Origin of the sequence: Paracoccus sp. TRP (assembly GCF_000185925.1) — a bacterium.
GTDB lineage: Bacteria > Pseudomonadota > Alphaproteobacteria > Rhodobacterales > Rhodobacteraceae > Paracoccus > Paracoccus kondratievae.
Map to the genome: position 1 here is coordinate 41,363 of NZ_AEPN01000013.1, position 14,460 is coordinate 55,822.

Consider the following 14,460-nt stretch of genomic DNA (forward strand, 5'->3'; position numbering starts at 1 on the left):
CCTCTTGAAATGTTTCCATTTGCCTAGCAACGGGGCGCGTTCTTGGCAAGTTTCGCGGCAGCGATGCGCGGCCTCAGGCCGAGCCGCGCAACCGCCCGCGTCCTTCGGCCAGCCAGCCGGAAATCGCAAGCCCCGCGATCAGCACCAGCCATGCCCAGCCCGGCAATAGCGGACGGTGGGTCATGCCGCTGACCGATGCCGCCTCGCGCGGGGTGATCGCGATCCATGGCCGGTCGATGCCCTGACCATGGGCAGGCCGCCCCTCGCGCACGGTACGCAGCGCGGGCACACCCTCTGAAAGCCGAAGCACCCCGCCCCGCGTCGCCTCGGCCAAGGGACCAAGAGCCGCGCCCGAAGCCACCGTTTCCTCAAATTCCAAAGGTGCGGCGGGACCAAGGGCCAGCACCCGCTCGATCTCGCCCTCGGCCAACCGGTAAAGGCCCGGACCCGGCGCAGTCCAATGCGCGGTGAAACGGCCCGGTCCTGCCTCGGTCAGGGGAATCTCTTCGCTCTTGCCATCGGGATGGGTAATGCGGACCGGACCGGCCGAGACATCCATCGTCCGGCGGGTGATCGTGACCGCAAGGCCGGGACCGATATCGGCAAGCAGCGCCTCTTCCTCAAGATCGGGCTCTTTCATCGACCAATGGGCGATACGGCGCAGCAGTTCAAGCTGCGGCCCGCCCCCCTCGAACCCCCGGCCCCACAGCCAGACCTGATCCGAAGTCAGCATCGCTACCCGCCCCTTGCCGACGCGGCCAAGCAGCAACAGCGGCGCATCATCGGCCCCGCTCAGCACCACTTGCGCGCGCGGGCCGGGAATAACTTCGGACATGCGCAGCCATCGCCCCCAGCTCCGCTCGGCCCCTTCGACCGGAGCGCCGGGCAGATCCGAGGTGACGGGGTGGCGCGAGCCCTCTTCGGTCAGGCGCGGCAGAAAGGGCTGGTCATAAATCCGCCCCGTCGGACGCGCGGGCAGGATCGCCCCCAGAGGCGAAAGGTTCAGGCTTTCGACCGAGGACATCTCGGGCCCGGCCGAGACCAGAATCGCCCCGCCCTCTTCGACATAACGGCGGATATTGTCGTAATATTGGGGCAGCAGGATGCCCCGTACCCGGTAGCGGTCAAAGATGATCAGGTCGAAATCCCTGATCCGCTGCATGAAAAGTTCCTGCGTCGGAAAGGCGATCAGCGACAGCTCCTCGACCGGGATGGCGTCCATCTTGTCCGGTGGCCGCAGGATAGTAAAATGGATCAGATCCACATTCGCATCTGATTTCAAAAGGTTGCGCCATGTTCTTTCACCGGGATGCGGCGCACCTGACACCAAAAGCACGCGCAGCCGGTCCCGCACGCCCTGAATCTGCACCGCTGCGGCATTGTTGCGGTCGGTCAGCTCTGGCACATCCGCCTGTGGTGCCTGGAACGAGATCGAGACCACGTTCTGCCCGGCATGTTTCGGCACAACCGGCAGATCCAGCGTCACGCCGGGTGGCAAATCGAGACTGCGCGTTTCCTCCCCGTCCAGCATGATGCGCAGCCGCGCGGGGGTCTGGGCAACGCTGTCCGGCACGGCACCCTGATCCTCGATGCGCAGGCGAATGGTGACGGGTTGGCCGATCAGCCCATAGGCGGGGGCCTCTTCGATCACCAGACGGCGATCCCAGTCGGTCTCTTGCCCGGTCAGCAGCACATGAACCGGGGCCGGAGCGGTAGCAGGCACCATCGACGCGTCATGCGCAAGCCCGTCGGTCACGGCAATGACCCCCGCAACCCTGCCTTGCGGCTCAGCAGCCAAAGCGCGGGTCAGCGCCGCGCCAGTCAGCGTCCCGTCGGGATCATCTGCAACGGTGATGCGGCGGATCTCGGTATCAGGCAGTGCCGTAAGCTGGCGCGTCAGCTCATCCACCGCTGCGTCTGTCTGTGCCGCCCGTCCGGGCAAGGACTGGCTGGCGCTGCGGTCGTCCAGCAGGATGACGATATCGGAAAGCTTATTGCGAATACCCGATTCCAGTGCCGGCCCGGCCAGGGCAGCAGCCACAGCCAACCCCGCTGCCCCGCGCCACAGCCAGCCACGTAAACCCTGCCACACCGACCACAGCGCCACCAACAGCGCAAGCACGGCCAGAGTGCCGATCACCGGCCATGGCAGCAGAGGATCAAATGCAAGGCCGTTCATTGCACGACCTCCTCTTCCTCGCGCAGCCGGTCAAGCAGTGCAGGCACATGGACCTGGTCGGATTTATAGTTCCCGGTCAGCACATACATGATCAGGTTGACCCCGAAACGATAGGCCATTTCGCGCTGGCGTTCGCCCTCGAAACCAGCCCCGACGCTGAACATGGGCAGGCCGTTGTCGTCCACAGCCCAGGCCTCAGCCCAGGCATTTCCGCCGATCAGGACCGGAGAAACGCCATCGTTAAGATTGCGGAAAGGGGCACCCTCGGCAGCCTCGGCACCCGCGGGCGGGGCCTCTGCCCAGACATCGCTGTCAAGGTAGCGGCCGGGAAAATTCCGCAGCAGGTAAAAGCTGCGGGTCAGGACGTGATCCTGCGGGACAGGGGCCAGCGGCGGAATATCGAGCGGCGCGGCCAATGCCTGCAATGCCGCCGTACCGTCTGGCCCGCCCAACCCCGCAATATCGCCGTCGCGGGTATCAAACAGCATCATCCCACCCGAGCGCAGGAAATGGTTCAGCCGCGCATAGGCTTGCGGCGAAGGCGGCGCCTGCGTGCCCGTCACCGGCCAGTACAAAAAGGTCAGCAGCGACAGGTCATCCCGGTCGGGATCAATGCCGATCGGCTCACCCGGCTCAACAGTCGTGCGGGCGGTCAGGACCTGCGACAGCCCGCGCAATCCGGCCTCAGAGGCGGCATCAACTTCGGCATCTCCGGTGATGACATAGGCCAGCGCAACCTCGTCGGCGGCTCGGACCAGCCTTGGATCGGGCTCTTCCTGCGCGGAAACTGCCGTCACCCATAGGATCAGCAGCGAAAAAAGCAGCCACGGTCTCATGCCAGTGCCCTTTGCCTGCCGCGCGCCAGCCAGGCGCTGCCCAGCGCATCCAGCGCAAAAAGCGCCGCCGCCAGCGCGATGAGCCAGCCACGCAGGGCAAGGCCCGGTGTTTCGGTGCCACGCTCGATCCGTGCGCCGTGCCAGTTCGCCGGGCGGATCGGTCCGCCGGCATTCAACGCCTTCAGCCGTTCGCCGCCGCGATAAAGCCCGGCTGGCGCACCCGGCGCGGGACCCCGCGCAAAATCAGCGGCCGCGACCGGAGCGGATGCCTCGGCCTCGGTCACACGGCCAAAACCGTCCAGCACCAGTTCAGGCGTCCAGAAGGGCTGCTCGGCCTGATCGGTTTCGGGCGCTGCAGGGCGGTTGACGCGGGCGCTACGCACCAGCCGGTCCAGCATCTCGACGAACAGCCCCGAAATCGCCAGATTCGACCATTCCGCGTTTGCGGTGGTGTGAAACAGCACAAGCTGTCCCTGACCCAAAGACGCACGAGTGACCAAGGGCGTTCCATCCGTCAGCCGGGCAATGGTACGGCTTGCCAGATCGGGGGCAGGCTCGGCCAGCAACTGGGCGCGCACCGTCGCGTCGCCCGGAACCTCCAGCCCGGCAAATGGTCCGTCCGGGGCGAATGGCTCGATCCCGCGCGGCTCGCCCCAGGCCAGCGCGCCGCCGACATCCCGCCCCCCGGCCCGCAGGCGCACGGGCAAAAGCGGCTCATCACTTAACCGTTCCGACGCGGCCATGCGCGGCCCGACAAAGCGGATCAGCAGCCCGCCCTGTTCGACCCAGTCGCGCAACGCGGGTGCTTCGCCAAGGCCAGGCTGGTCGGCAAGCACGATCACATCAGGCGTGGCCAGCAAGACGTCACCCAGGCCGCCCTCGATAAGATCGGTGGTCGGGGCCAGCGCGCGGCGCAGGTAATGCAGCGGCGACAGCAGGCGCTGACCCTCGCTTGCCCGGTCATCGCCGATCAGCGCCACCTTGCGCCGACGCAGCGAATCGTCAGCAAGCACCACCGCCCCGGCCGAGGCGTTCCCCTCGACCTCAAACCGGGTGATGCGGTTGCGCAACTCGGAAGGCAGCGTGATCGGCACCAGCCGCGTGGTCACGCCATCCTCAGCAACAGGGTCAGCTGGGCTCAAGCGGGCCAGTTCACGCGGCGAGCCCTGGGGATCAACGCCGATCGCCAACACGTCCGGCGCATCCGCCCCGCTTGCGGTAGTACGCAGCCGCAGGGCAGGCTGATCGCCCGGCACCAGTTCAAGCGCGCGGCGCGGACCCTCGGGCGGAACCACGGTGACATTGCCCCGCGCAGTAAGGGCCGCCAGCCATTTGGCCTGATCGGGATGGTCAAGACCATCGCTAAGCCACAGAACCGACAGGCCCGAAGGCGCCGCCGCCAGTGCCGCCTCGGGGTCCGGGGGATAGCGCGTCTCCCACGCGGCAGGACGCAGGGCGCGCAGCGGTCCCGCAAGCTCACCAGCGGGTTGAAAAGGTAGCGCACCTTCGGCCCGGCCATCTGCGATCAGCATTGCCGCGGGCTGGCCTTCGGCCTCGGCGCGGCTCAGCGCGCGCAGGACACGGGCCTGACGCTGCGGCCAGTCGGGCGCGGCGGCCCAGCCGGCATCCATGACGATCAGCAACGGCCCCTGCCCCGCGCCTTCGGGCGACGGCTTCCAGACCGGCCCCGCTGCCCCAAGGATCAGCGCCCCAATCGCAAGCACCCGCAACAACAACAGCCACCACGGCGTATGCCGCGCCACAGGATGCGGATCCCTGAGACCCAAGAGCAGCCGTGTGCCGGGAAACCGCACCAGTTTCGGCGTGGGCGGCATGGCACGCAGGATCAGCCACAGCACCGGCAGCGCCGCAAGCCCGATCAGGATCCAGGGCGTCAGAAAGCCGAGAGGACCAAGAAGCAGCATCAGCCCTCCAGGACAGACCAGAGCCAGAGCAGCGCCTGCGCGGGCGCAGCCCCGGTATCATGTGTGCCGAAATGCCAGCCCGCCGTGCGCGCGGCCTGCGACAAGGTCTCGCGCCGTTCGGCAAGCCGCGCCAGATAGGCAGAGCGCAGTCCTGCCGCGTCGCGGGTATCATGCCCGATCGCCCCCGAGGCCGAGCGGAACAACACCGCGCCACGCCACGGAAACGCCTCTTCGTTCGGGTCAAGCACCTGCATCAGGACACCCTGCACCCCCAGCCCCGAGGCGCGGGCCAGATAGTCCAGCACCGGCTGTGGATCGCCAAGGAAATCGTCAAACAGGATCACCCGCTGGCCCGGGCGCAGCGCCTCGACAGGCGGGGCGTCATCGTCGCGATCAAGTGTGGGACGCGTGACCAGTGTCTCGGCGATGCGGTCGGCCTGCAGACGTCCGGGACGTGGCGGCTGACCGGCCAGCGCCACCCGCTCTCCTCCGGAAAGCAGCGCCATGGTCAGCGACAGCGCCAGCAGTTCGGCACGGTCGCGTTTGGTCGGACGCTCGGCACTACCGGCATAATCCATCCCTGCCGCCGCCGAGATCCAGATCGCAGCCGATTGGGCAACCTGCGCTTCGCGGTCACGGACGAATTGCGCATCCGACCGGGCCGAGCGCCGCCAGTCGATGCTGCGCGCTGTGTCCCCGGTGGTGGCGGGGCGGTATTGCCAGAAGTCCTCGCCCGTGCCGGCGCGGCGCTGGCCATGTGCGCCGGGCACCAGCGCAGCCGCCAATCTCTCGGCCGACAGCATCAGTGCCGGCAGGGCTGCAGTGGCTGCCTCAGCCCGTGCGCGAAGCTGTCCGGCGGACCGGCTCACGCTGCCGCCCGCATCCGGTCGTCGAGAAGTCGCGTGATAACGCCCTCGACCGTCTCGCCCCGCGCGCGGGCCGCAAAGCTAAGCGCCATACGGTGACGCAGCACCGGGGCAGCCATGGCAGCGACATCATCAAGCGTCGGGGCAAAGCGACCGTTCAGCGCCGCCCGCGCCCGTGTCACCAGCGTCAGGGCCTGCGCGGCGCGCGGCCCCGGCCCCCAGACCAGCGTATCGGCAATCCAGCCCGGCGCCTCGGGTGCGCCGGGACGGGCCGCGCGCACCAGATCGAGGATCGCGTTCAGCACCGTCTCGCCCACCGGCATACGCCGGATCAGCCCCTGCGCCGCGACAAGCCCGGCTGGATCAAAGACCGCATGCGCCTGCCCCTGATCAACCCCGGTCGTGGCCAGCAGGATCGCGCGTTCGGTGTCGCGGTCGGGGTAATCCACGTCGATCTGCAACAGGAAACGGTCAAGCTGCGCCTCGGGCAGCGGATAGGTCCCCTCTTGCTCGATGGGGTTCTGGGTCGCCAGCACGTGAAAAGGCCGGCCCAGCGGGCGATGTTCGCCCCCGATCGTGACCTCGCTTTCCTGCATCGCCTGCAGCAGCGCAGATTGGGTCCGGGGGCTTGCGCGGTTGATCTCGTCCGCCATCAGAAGCTGGGTAAAGACCGGCCCCTCGATAAAGCGAAAGGCGCGAGAGCCGTCGGGCCGGATGTCCAGCACTTCAGAGCCAAGGATATCGGCCGGCATCAGATCGGGGGTGAACTGGATCCGCGCGTTGCCCAGCCCAAGGACGGTGGCAAGCGTATCGACCAGCATGGTCTTGCCCAGCCCCGGCTGCCCGACCAGCAGCGCATGACCCCCCGACAGGATCGCCGCCAGCACCTGCTCGACAACCGCGTGCTGACCGACAAAACGGCGCTCGACACTGGCGCGCGCCTCGGACAGCCGATTGGTCAGCATCTGGACTTCTGAAACCAGTTTCTCATTCTCGGCCATGACAACGCCTCGTTTCTGTTCTAGGACAACATAAAGGCAGGTGTGACAGGGTCCACAGGGAATGGAGGAAAAGACTGACAATACTGTGAGCGATGCGGCCGGAATCGCCGCGGCAGCCAGCCGCGCCGCGAAAAAGGGCCCGCCTCCTGTGCATTTGTGGAATCCGCCATTCTGTGGCAACCTTGATATGGAGATCCGGGCTGACGGCAGCTGGTTCTATAACGGAACGCCCATCGGGCGGCCCGAGATGGTCCGGTTGTTCGCTTCGATCCTCAAGCGTGAGGGTGACGATTACTTTCTGGTAACTCCGGTCGAAAAGGTCGGCATCCGCGTGGCCGACGCGCCCTTCATCGCCGTTGATGCCGAAATCGACCAGGAGATTACCTTTACCACGAACGTTGGCGACCGGGTGGTCGCTGGCCCCGAGCATGCGATCGAGATGCGCGGGACGCCAGATGAGCCCCGGCCCTACGTTCATATTCGCCGCGGTCTTTGGGCACTGATCGACCGCAAGACATTCTACCGACTAGCCGATGCGGCTATGCCCGGAGAAAACGGGCGTATGGAAGTGCACTCGGGAGGGACGGCTTTTCCTCTGGAGCCCTGACCATGGCGCGATTCGCCGCCAACCTGACATATCTGTTTACTGAACTGCCCATGCTGCAACGCTTTACTGCTGCAAAGCAGGCTGGGTTCAGCGGGGTCGAGATCCTGTATCCCTATGACATCGCCGCGAATTCCCTGACGCAGGCCGCACGGGCCGCAGGGGTGGAGTTCGTCCTGATGAACTCCCCGCCGCCCAACTGGGCCGGGGGACCGCGCGGCTTTGCAGCAGAGCCGGGCAACATGGCGCGTTTTCGCAGCGATTTCGACCGCGCGCTGCGCTTTGCCCGTGTCCTGGGCGTGCACCATCTGCATGTCATGTGCGGCAAAGCCAGCGGAGAAGAGGCGCGCCGCACCTTTGTGCAGAACCTCAAATGGGCCTCGGCGCACGACCCACGCATCAGCCTGACCATCGAGCCGATGAACAGCACAGACATGCCGGGATATTTCCTGGACAGTTTCGATCTGGCCGCCGAGATCCTCGAAGAGGTCTCTGCGCCCAATCTGGGACTGCAGTTCGACGTGTATCAGGCCCAGATGATCCATGGTGACGCTTTTGCCATCTGGCAGCGCATGGCCGACCATGTGCGTCATGTCCAGATCGCAGACTGGCCCAGCCGACACGAGCCAAGCCGGGGCGACATCGACTTTCCCGAGCTTCTGCACACCATCAGGTCCTCGGGCTATCGCGGCTGGATCGGCGCGGAATACACGCCCCGCACCTCGACCGAGGCGGGGCTGAACTGGCTGCGCTCGGCCTGAAAAGACGGGCGCCTGCCCCTTAGCTTTCGCCGGGCAGGCGTCTGACCATCTGATCGGCCAGCGCGTCATGCCCGCTGTCGCGCAGCCCGGCAACCGCGCCCAGATAGTCCCGGGCCTCGCGGTTCTGGCTCAGTTTGGATTTCGCCAGCGTCCGGGTGACCGAGATGCGCAGTGCAACAATACCGCCAAGCATCTGCTGCATGTAATCGGCAGGCGCATCGGCCATGCGCCAGGCATTCTCCCCGTTCAGCCGCCTTTCATGATAGCGGGTCAGCAGACCGACTGCCGCACGCCTGGCCCGCTCATCATGCTGAAAACTGACGCGGCCATAGACATGCGCCACGCGATAGTTCCAGGTCGGGACATGCCGGTGATGCTCGGGCTTCGAAGGGTAGAAGTTCGGCGAGATATAGGCGTCCTCGCCACGAAAGATCGCCAGCACCTCCTGCCCTTCGGTGATCAGCCGATGCATGTCATTGGCCAGCGCGACATGACCGATCAGCACACCCTCGGGCCCGGCAAGCAGCGGGATGTGATTGGCAATCAACCCCTCAGAGGTCCCGGCGATGATACAGGCCAGGGGCGCCGCCTCGATCAGCGCGGCGATCTCTGCGGGGTCGATTTCCTGAAAATGCGGCGGGATATACATGCGTTTTTCCTTAATAGGCCGCACTGCCGGTGCCCGCTGGCAACGCGCCATAGGGCAGCCAGATCGTCTTGGTGCGGCTGGCTGCGCGCAGAAACTCCCGGCCCTGCGCGTGCAGATCGCCCCAGTCGCGGGGACCGGGGGTCCAGACCGGAATCAGGGTGTCGGCTGCGGTGCGCTGCACCTCGGCAACCCCCTCGCCCTGCCCCGCGTGCCAGATCGCCGAAACGCCGTCATGCGCGGCAAGCGCCGTCGCCAGCGCATCACGCGGACCGGTAACGATGTTGACCACCCCGCCCGGTACATCCGAACAGGCCAGAACCTTGGCCAGCGTCAGTGCCGCCATCGGCCTGTCCTGCGCTGGGATGGCAACCACCGCATTGCCCATGGCGATGGCCGGCAGCACCAGTGACATGAACCCGGCCAAAGGCGCGGCATTTGGCGCAATCAGACCCATGACCCCATGCGGTTCTGGCTGGACATGGCACAGATGCCCGGGTCGTGCCGAGACCGTAGCGCCGTCATATTTGTCGGCAAAGCCCGCATAGAAGAAACAGCGGCGGATGACGGTGTCAACCTCATCCACACTGGCGTAGCCCGCGAACTCGGCTCGCGCCTGAGCAAGATTCTCGGCCAGGAAATACAGCACCTGCGCCCGGCCGTGACCTCCAAGGCCCTGCCATTTCGCCAGCGCCGATTGCGCCGCCTCGACCGCGTTGCGGATGTCCTTGCGGTTCCCAAGCGGGATCAGCTCGTCCTGCGCGGCATAGCTCGTACCGCCGTCGGGACGTTTTTGCGCGCCGCCGATGTAAAGCTTGACCGTACGGTCAATGGCTTGCCCCTCGGCCGGGATGATTCCGGCCGGTGCCGTCTCGCGCGGCGCAGAGACCGGGACAGAAAGATAATCGAGCATCCCTTCGCGCCCGCCCTCGCGGCCATAGCCTGAATCGCGCACCCCGCCAAAAGGCGCGGCAGCGTCAAAGGTGTTGGCGCAATTAACCCAGACCACACCTGCCTTGATCCGCGCCGCCAGATCGGTGGCCACTGTCGCGCTTTCCGACCAGACCGATGCGGCAAGCCCATAGCGGGTGTTATTTGCCAGCTCTACCGCCTCATCGGGGGTACGAAATGTCGAAAGCGTCGCGATAGGCCCGAATATCTCTTCGATCATGCCGGGGTTGGCGGGGGCAATGTTGCGCAGATAGCCTGGCGCTATAAAGCAGCCGGGCGCAGCATCCCCCCCGACAAGCTCAGCCCCGGCAGCAGTCGCACGATCAAGGATGCTCAGGATGCGGGCCTTTTGCACCGGATCGACGATCGCGCCGACATCCGTAGACTTATCAAGCGGGGCACCAAGTCGCAGCTTTTCCATCCGCGCCCTGAGCAGCGTTTCGAACCGGCCGGCAACGGATTCGGCGACCAGAATGCGCGAACCTGCACAGCAGACCTGCCCCTGATTGAACCAGATGGAATCAACGACGCCCTCGACAGCGGCATCAAGATCGGCGTCCTCCATCACGACAAAGGGCGATTTGCCGCCCAGTTCCAGCGTCAGCCGTTTGCCCGATCCGGCAAGGGCGCGGGCGATCCCCCGCCCCACTTCGGTCGAGCCGGTAAAGGCAATCTTGTCGACCGGGGCCTGAACCAGCGCGGCACCGGTCTCTCCATCACCGGTCACGATATTCACGACCCCTGCGGGCAGGCCGACATGGGCGCAGATTTCAGCAAAGGCCAGCGCAGTCAGCGGTGTGTATTCAGCAGGTTTCAGCACCACAGTGTTGCCAGCGGCAAGCGCGGGCGCGACTTTCCAGGCCAGCATCAGCAGGGGAAAGTTCCACGGGATGATCTGGCCGCAGACACCAAGGGCAAGATGGCCGGGAAACTCACTTTCAAGAAGTTCGGCCCACCCTGCGTGATGATAGAAATGCCGCACGACCAGCGGCACGTCGATATCGCGGCTTTCGCGGATCGGCTTGCCGTTATCCAGCGTCTCCAGCACCGACAGGAAACGCTCACGCTTTTGGATGGTGCGGGCGATGGCATAAAGAAAACGCGCCCTGTCATGCCCCGGCATCGCCGCCCAGCCCCGCTGTGCCCGGCGCGCGGCGCGAACCGCCTTGGCAATATCGCGGGCAGTGCCCTGCGTGACCTGCGCCAGTTCCTCTCCGGTCGAGGGGTCGCGGGTTGCAAAGGTCTCACCCGGGCGGGTGAAGCGTCCGGCGATGAAATGACCAAAACTTCCACGCTCGCGCAGCCAGTCGCGGACGGCGGATGCATCCTCGGGCGCGGGGCCGTATTCCATGCTTTCCATGATCTCGCTTACCTTCGGCATCTTTACCCCGCCGCCAGTCGATGGACCGCCGCATAACGGCCAGTCACGTGATGGGAAAGCTGCCGCTCGATATCAGCCAGCAGCGAGCTTGCGCCGATGCGGAACAGATCGGGCCGCAGCCAGTCACGGCCAAGCTCTTCGGCCATCAGCACCTGCCAGTTCAGCGCGTCCTTGGCGGTACGCAGCCCTCCGGCCGGTTTAAATCCGACGGCAAAACCGGTGCGGTCCCGATAATCACGGATCGCCCGCAACATGACGAGCGAGACGGGCAACGTCGCGTTCACCGGCTCTTTCCCGGTCGAGGTCTTGATGAAATCAGCCCCGGCCTGCATGGCGACATGGCTGGCCTTGGCGACATTCGTCAGGGTCTTAAGCTCACCCGTCGCCAGGATGGCCTTCATCCGGGCCGCGCCACAGGCTTCGCGCATCTCGCATATCTCATCGTAAAGCGCCGCCCATTCGGCGCGCAGAACCAGCGCGCGAGAAATGACGATGTCGATTTCATCCGCGCCCTGATCCAGCGCATAGCGGATCTCGGCCAGCCGCAGGTCAAGCGGCATCAGCCCGGCCGGAAAGCCCGTCGCCACCGAGGCAACGGGAATCACAGTGCCCTGCAGCGCCCGTTTTGCCGCCGCCACCATGGTCGGATAGACGCAGACCGCCCCGGTGGTCAGACCCTCACCCCCCAGCGCAGCAAGCTGGCCTGCGTCCACCGGCTGGCGCGCCTTGGCGCATAGCCGGGCAACGCGATCCGCTGTGTCATCCCCCGAAAGCGTAGTCAGGTCGATGCAGCGCACCGCGTTCAAAAGCCACGCCGCCTGCCATTCCTTTTTCAGGCTGCGGCGGGCGCTCAGGCTTGCCGCGCGGCGCTCAGCCGCAGGGGTGTTGATGGCGATATTCTCAAACCAGTCGAGGCGGAAATCCGTGCCAGGGTTCTTACGCTCCATCACTCAGCGCCCCCGCAGCCAATCCCAGCCGCGCCGCAGACGCCCACGGGCGCTGGCACGTGCCGCATCAGCACGAGCGTCAATACGGTCCCATGCCTCGTCAGCCGAGCGGACGGCCGGGTCAATCGTACGCTCGCGAAACTGGTTCCACATGCGCCAGATCAGAAACAGCAGCGCGCCAAGGATCAGCAGGATGATCTGCGCCGCCCAGTTAAAGGGTTTGACCTCGGGTCCCGCCACCGGCTTGATCGCAATGGCGTTGGGATAGATCGACAGCCACGCAATCCGCCAACCATAAGAGGTCACGCTGACCCATTCCGGATTGGCCGAGGTCGAGCGCAGGTCGGTCGCCTGCGCATGCAGGTTCGAACTGTCGTATTTGAAATAGGGCGGCCAGATCCAGCCGGTGTCTTCATTGCGATAGACATAGGGTTTGCCGTTGGGACGCACCGTGTCGATGAACCGCACGTCGCGCTGGCCTTGGGCGTTTTGCACCGTCCCGGTATCGGGAGAGGCATAAAAGATCGCATTCGCACCTATATCGGTCAGCCGGTTATAGGTGTTGGTGATGCGAACCGTCTGCTTTGCGGGCAGCGTGTAGTCCAGAAACAAAAAGACCACGATCCCGAAGATCACCCCAAGGACGGTCAGGAACCAGCGCATCGGCGCCCCCCTTAATTGTAATTCACGATCACGATGATCACGATGATCGCGACCACCGGCAGAACCAGCACCAACCCGACAAGCCGCGCTTGCAGGGTCTTGCTGAAACCCACCATCGAACGCCGCACGAACTCGGCTCGTTCCGGTGAAGGTCCCGCACGTTCGGGATGACGGCGATCCCACTCTTCTTCAAGCTCTTCCCGGCGCAGGCTGCGGATATAGATGCCGATCAGCAGGTAAAAGATCAGCTCAACGATCAGGACCATGCCGATCAGGCGCAGAAAGGCAATCATCGGGCCGACCCAGTTTGCAAGAAGCCTGCCCCATGGAAGGCCCGCGCGCGGCAACTGTCAATGACCCCATTGCCGTACCGCCGAACCCGGCCTAGCCTTGGGTCATGGACGCGCTTGCCCAAGAGATCAAGAACCGCCGCGAAGACCTGGTCCGCCTGACACAGGACCTGATCCGCATTCCGACCCTGAACCCGCCGGGACGACATTACCGCGAGATCTGCGAATATCTGCAGGCGCGGCTGGCCCCGCAGGGGTGGGAGTGCGAACTGATCCGCGCCCATGGTGCCCCCGGCGACAGCAAAGAGTTTCCGCGCTGGAACCTTGTCGCCCGCCATCGCGGTGGCCCGCCCGGGGAATGCGTGCATTTCAACAGCCATCATGACGTGGTCGAGGTCGGCCATGGCTGGAGCCGCGACCCCTTTGGCGCAGAGCTGGATGAGGGGCGCATCTATGGCCGCGGCGCTTGCGACATGAAAGGCGGGCTGGCCGCCAGTATCATCGCGGCCGAGGCATTTGTTGCCCTGTATCCCGACCATCCCGGCCAGATCGAGATCAGCGCCACGGCTGACGAGGAATCGGGCGGCTTTGGCGGCGTGGCTTATCTGGCCCAGCAAGGCGCCTTTGCCCATGTCGATCACGTCATCATCCCTGAGCCTCTGCACAAGGACCGCATCTGCCTTGGCCATCGTGGCGTCTGGTGGGCCGAGATCGAGACCCACGGCCGCATCGCCCACGGCTCGATGCCCTTCCTTGGCGACAGCGCCATCCGCCACATGGGCGCAGTGCTTGAGGAAATGGAACGCACCCTGTTCCCGTTGCTGCTGAGCAAGCACACCGAGATGCCTGTGATCCCCGAGGGTGCGCGGAACTCGACCCTGAACATCAATTCGATCCATGGCGGAGAGCCGGATCTGGGTCCCGATTTTACCGGCCTGCCTGCGCCCTGCGTCGCCGACCGCTGCCGCATCGTCATCGACCGCCGCTTTCTGATCGAAGAGGATCTCGCCGAGGTCAAGCGTGAGGTCACGGCGCTCCTTGAAAAAATCAAGGTGCAACGTCCTGGATTTGTTTACGAAATCCGGGATTTGTTCGAGGTCATCCCCAGCATGACCGACCGCGAAGCACCGGTCGTGCGTTCGACCGCCGCCGCAATTGAGAGGGTACTGGGCCGGACTGCCGGATATGTCGTCAGCCCCGGCACCTATGATCAAAAACACATCGACCGCATCGGCAAGCTCAAGAACTGCATCGCCTATGGGCCGGGTGTTCTGGATCTGGCCCATCAGCCCGATGAATGGGTAGGCGTGCAGGATATGCAGGATTCCGCCTGTGTTATGGCGCTGGTGCTTGATGACATCCTGCGTGGCCCCGCGGGGGATTCCCCACAAGGCCCACCTGTGGCATGAT

General features: G+C 65.2%; 11 protein-coding genes and 1 pseudogene. 3 read left to right on the plus strand and 9 right to left on the minus strand.

Annotated elements, in window-relative coordinates; genetic code table 11:
- Nucleotides 1-73 precede the first annotated feature (73 nt).
- The 4 genes and pseudogenes from PARACOCCUSGL_RS0109755 to PARACOCCUSGL_RS0109770 all read right to left on the minus strand — a co-directional run bounded on the left by PARACOCCUSGL_RS0109755 (nucleotide 74) and on the right by PARACOCCUSGL_RS0109770 (nucleotide 6,807).
- On the minus strand, nucleotides 74-2,179 hold the full coding sequence (locus tag PARACOCCUSGL_RS0109755) for a membrane protein (protein ID WP_010395801.1): 2,106 nt from the start codon (nucleotides 2,177-2,179) through the stop codon (nucleotides 74-76).
- Nucleotides 2,176-4,940: pseudogene (locus tag PARACOCCUSGL_RS20480) on the minus strand (DUF4159 domain-containing protein). Before PARACOCCUSGL_RS20480 ends, PARACOCCUSGL_RS0109755 begins: the two are co-directional and overlap by 4 nt.
- Nucleotides 4,940-5,809 (minus strand): DUF58 domain-containing protein, encoded by an 870-nt coding sequence (locus tag PARACOCCUSGL_RS0109765; RefSeq protein ID WP_010395803.1) that lies wholly within the window; start codon nucleotides 5,807-5,809, stop codon nucleotides 4,940-4,942. Before PARACOCCUSGL_RS0109765 ends, PARACOCCUSGL_RS20480 begins: the two are co-directional and overlap by 1 nt.
- Nucleotides 5,806-6,807: a MoxR family ATPase gene (locus tag PARACOCCUSGL_RS0109770; RefSeq protein WP_010395805.1), complete on the minus strand. Its 1,002-nt coding sequence runs from the start codon at nucleotides 6,805-6,807 to the stop codon at nucleotides 5,806-5,808. The genes PARACOCCUSGL_RS0109765 and PARACOCCUSGL_RS0109770 overlap by 4 nt, the downstream gene beginning before the upstream one ends.
- Before the next feature lie 61 nt (nucleotides 6,808-6,868).
- Between PARACOCCUSGL_RS0109770 and PARACOCCUSGL_RS0109775 the strand changes: the two genes are divergently transcribed.
- Together PARACOCCUSGL_RS0109775 and PARACOCCUSGL_RS0109780 are read left to right on the plus strand one after the other, a co-directional pair.
- Nucleotides 6,869-7,414, plus strand: a complete 546-nt coding sequence (locus PARACOCCUSGL_RS0109775) for a DUF1285 domain-containing protein (protein ID WP_010395807.1) — start codon at nucleotides 6,869-6,871, stop codon at nucleotides 7,412-7,414.
- A gap of 2 nt (nucleotides 7,415-7,416) precedes the next feature.
- The gene (locus PARACOCCUSGL_RS0109780) at nucleotides 7,417-8,172 is read left to right on the plus strand and encodes a hydroxypyruvate isomerase family protein (RefSeq protein WP_010395809.1); all 756 of its coding nucleotides are present in this window, start codon (nucleotides 7,417-7,419) and stop codon (nucleotides 8,170-8,172) included.
- Between the two features lie 19 nt (nucleotides 8,173-8,191).
- Here PARACOCCUSGL_RS0109780 and PARACOCCUSGL_RS0109785 read toward each other — a convergent pair whose 3' ends face one another.
- The 5 genes from PARACOCCUSGL_RS0109785 to PARACOCCUSGL_RS0109805 are packed head-to-tail and all read right to left on the minus strand — an operon-like array spanning nucleotide 8,192 to nucleotide 13,053.
- Entirely contained in the window at nucleotides 8,192-8,821 is a 630-nt protein-coding gene (locus tag PARACOCCUSGL_RS0109785) for an FMN-binding negative transcriptional regulator (protein ID WP_010395811.1), read from the minus strand.
- Nucleotides 8,822-8,831: 10 nt separating this feature from the next.
- Complete coding sequence (locus PARACOCCUSGL_RS0109790; RefSeq protein WP_010395814.1) at nucleotides 8,832-11,150, minus strand: aldehyde dehydrogenase family protein; 2,319 nt, start codon at nucleotides 11,148-11,150, stop codon at nucleotides 8,832-8,834.
- A 2-nt stretch (nucleotides 11,151-11,152) separates the two neighbouring features.
- A complete protein-coding gene (gene deoC, locus PARACOCCUSGL_RS0109795; protein ID WP_010395818.1) occupies nucleotides 11,153-12,097 on the minus strand; it encodes a deoxyribose-phosphate aldolase in 945 nt (314 codons plus the stop codon).
- Nucleotides 12,098-12,100: 3 nt separating this feature from the next.
- On the minus strand, nucleotides 12,101-12,760 hold the full coding sequence (locus tag PARACOCCUSGL_RS0109800) for a DUF1523 family protein (RefSeq protein ID WP_010395822.1): 660 nt from the start codon (nucleotides 12,758-12,760) through the stop codon (nucleotides 12,101-12,103).
- Between the two features lie 11 nt (nucleotides 12,761-12,771).
- Nucleotides 12,772-13,053: a hypothetical protein gene (locus PARACOCCUSGL_RS0109805; protein WP_010395824.1), complete on the minus strand. Its 282-nt coding sequence runs from the start codon at nucleotides 13,051-13,053 to the stop codon at nucleotides 12,772-12,774.
- 104 nt (nucleotides 13,054-13,157) lie between these two features.
- Between PARACOCCUSGL_RS0109805 and PARACOCCUSGL_RS0109810 the strand changes: the two genes are divergently transcribed.
- The gene (locus PARACOCCUSGL_RS0109810) at nucleotides 13,158-14,459 is read left to right on the plus strand and encodes an acetylornithine deacetylase/succinyl-diaminopimelate desuccinylase family protein (RefSeq protein ID WP_010395826.1); all 1,302 of its coding nucleotides are present in this window, start codon (nucleotides 13,158-13,160) and stop codon (nucleotides 14,457-14,459) included.
- Nucleotide 14,460 lies beyond the last annotated feature (1 nt).

Excerpts from the sequence above, each read along its gene's own strand:
- PARACOCCUSGL_RS0109755 (WP_010395801.1), bottom strand. The coding sequence starts at position 2,179 with ATGAACGGCCTTGCATTTGATCCTCTGCTGCCATGGCCGGTGATCGGC.
- PARACOCCUSGL_RS0109770 (WP_010395805.1), bottom strand. The coding sequence starts at position 6,807 with ATGGCCGAGAATGAGAAACTGGTTTCAGAAGTCCAGATGCTGACCAAT.
- PARACOCCUSGL_RS0109775 (WP_010395807.1), top strand. The coding sequence starts at position 6,869 with ATGGAGGAAAAGACTGACAATACTGTGAGCGATGCGGCCGGAATCGCC.
- PARACOCCUSGL_RS0109780 (WP_010395809.1), top strand. The coding sequence starts at position 7,417 with ATGGCGCGATTCGCCGCCAACCTGACATATCTGTTTACTGAACTGCCC.
- PARACOCCUSGL_RS0109785 (WP_010395811.1), bottom strand. The coding sequence starts at position 8,821 with ATGTATATCCCGCCGCATTTTCAGGAAATCGACCCCGCAGAGATCGCC.
- PARACOCCUSGL_RS0109790 (WP_010395814.1), bottom strand. The coding sequence starts at position 11,150 with ATGCCGAAGGTAAGCGAGATCATGGAAAGCATGGAATACGGCCCCGCG.
- deoC (WP_010395818.1), bottom strand. The coding sequence starts at position 12,097 with ATGGAGCGTAAGAACCCTGGCACGGATTTCCGCCTCGACTGGTTTGAG.
- PARACOCCUSGL_RS0109800 (WP_010395822.1), bottom strand. The coding sequence starts at position 12,760 with ATGCGCTGGTTCCTGACCGTCCTTGGGGTGATCTTCGGGATCGTGGTC.
- PARACOCCUSGL_RS0109805 (WP_010395824.1), bottom strand. The coding sequence starts at position 13,053 with ATGATTGCCTTTCTGCGCCTGATCGGCATGGTCCTGATCGTTGAGCTG.
- PARACOCCUSGL_RS0109810 (WP_010395826.1), top strand. The coding sequence starts at position 13,158 with ATGGACGCGCTTGCCCAAGAGATCAAGAACCGCCGCGAAGACCTGGTC.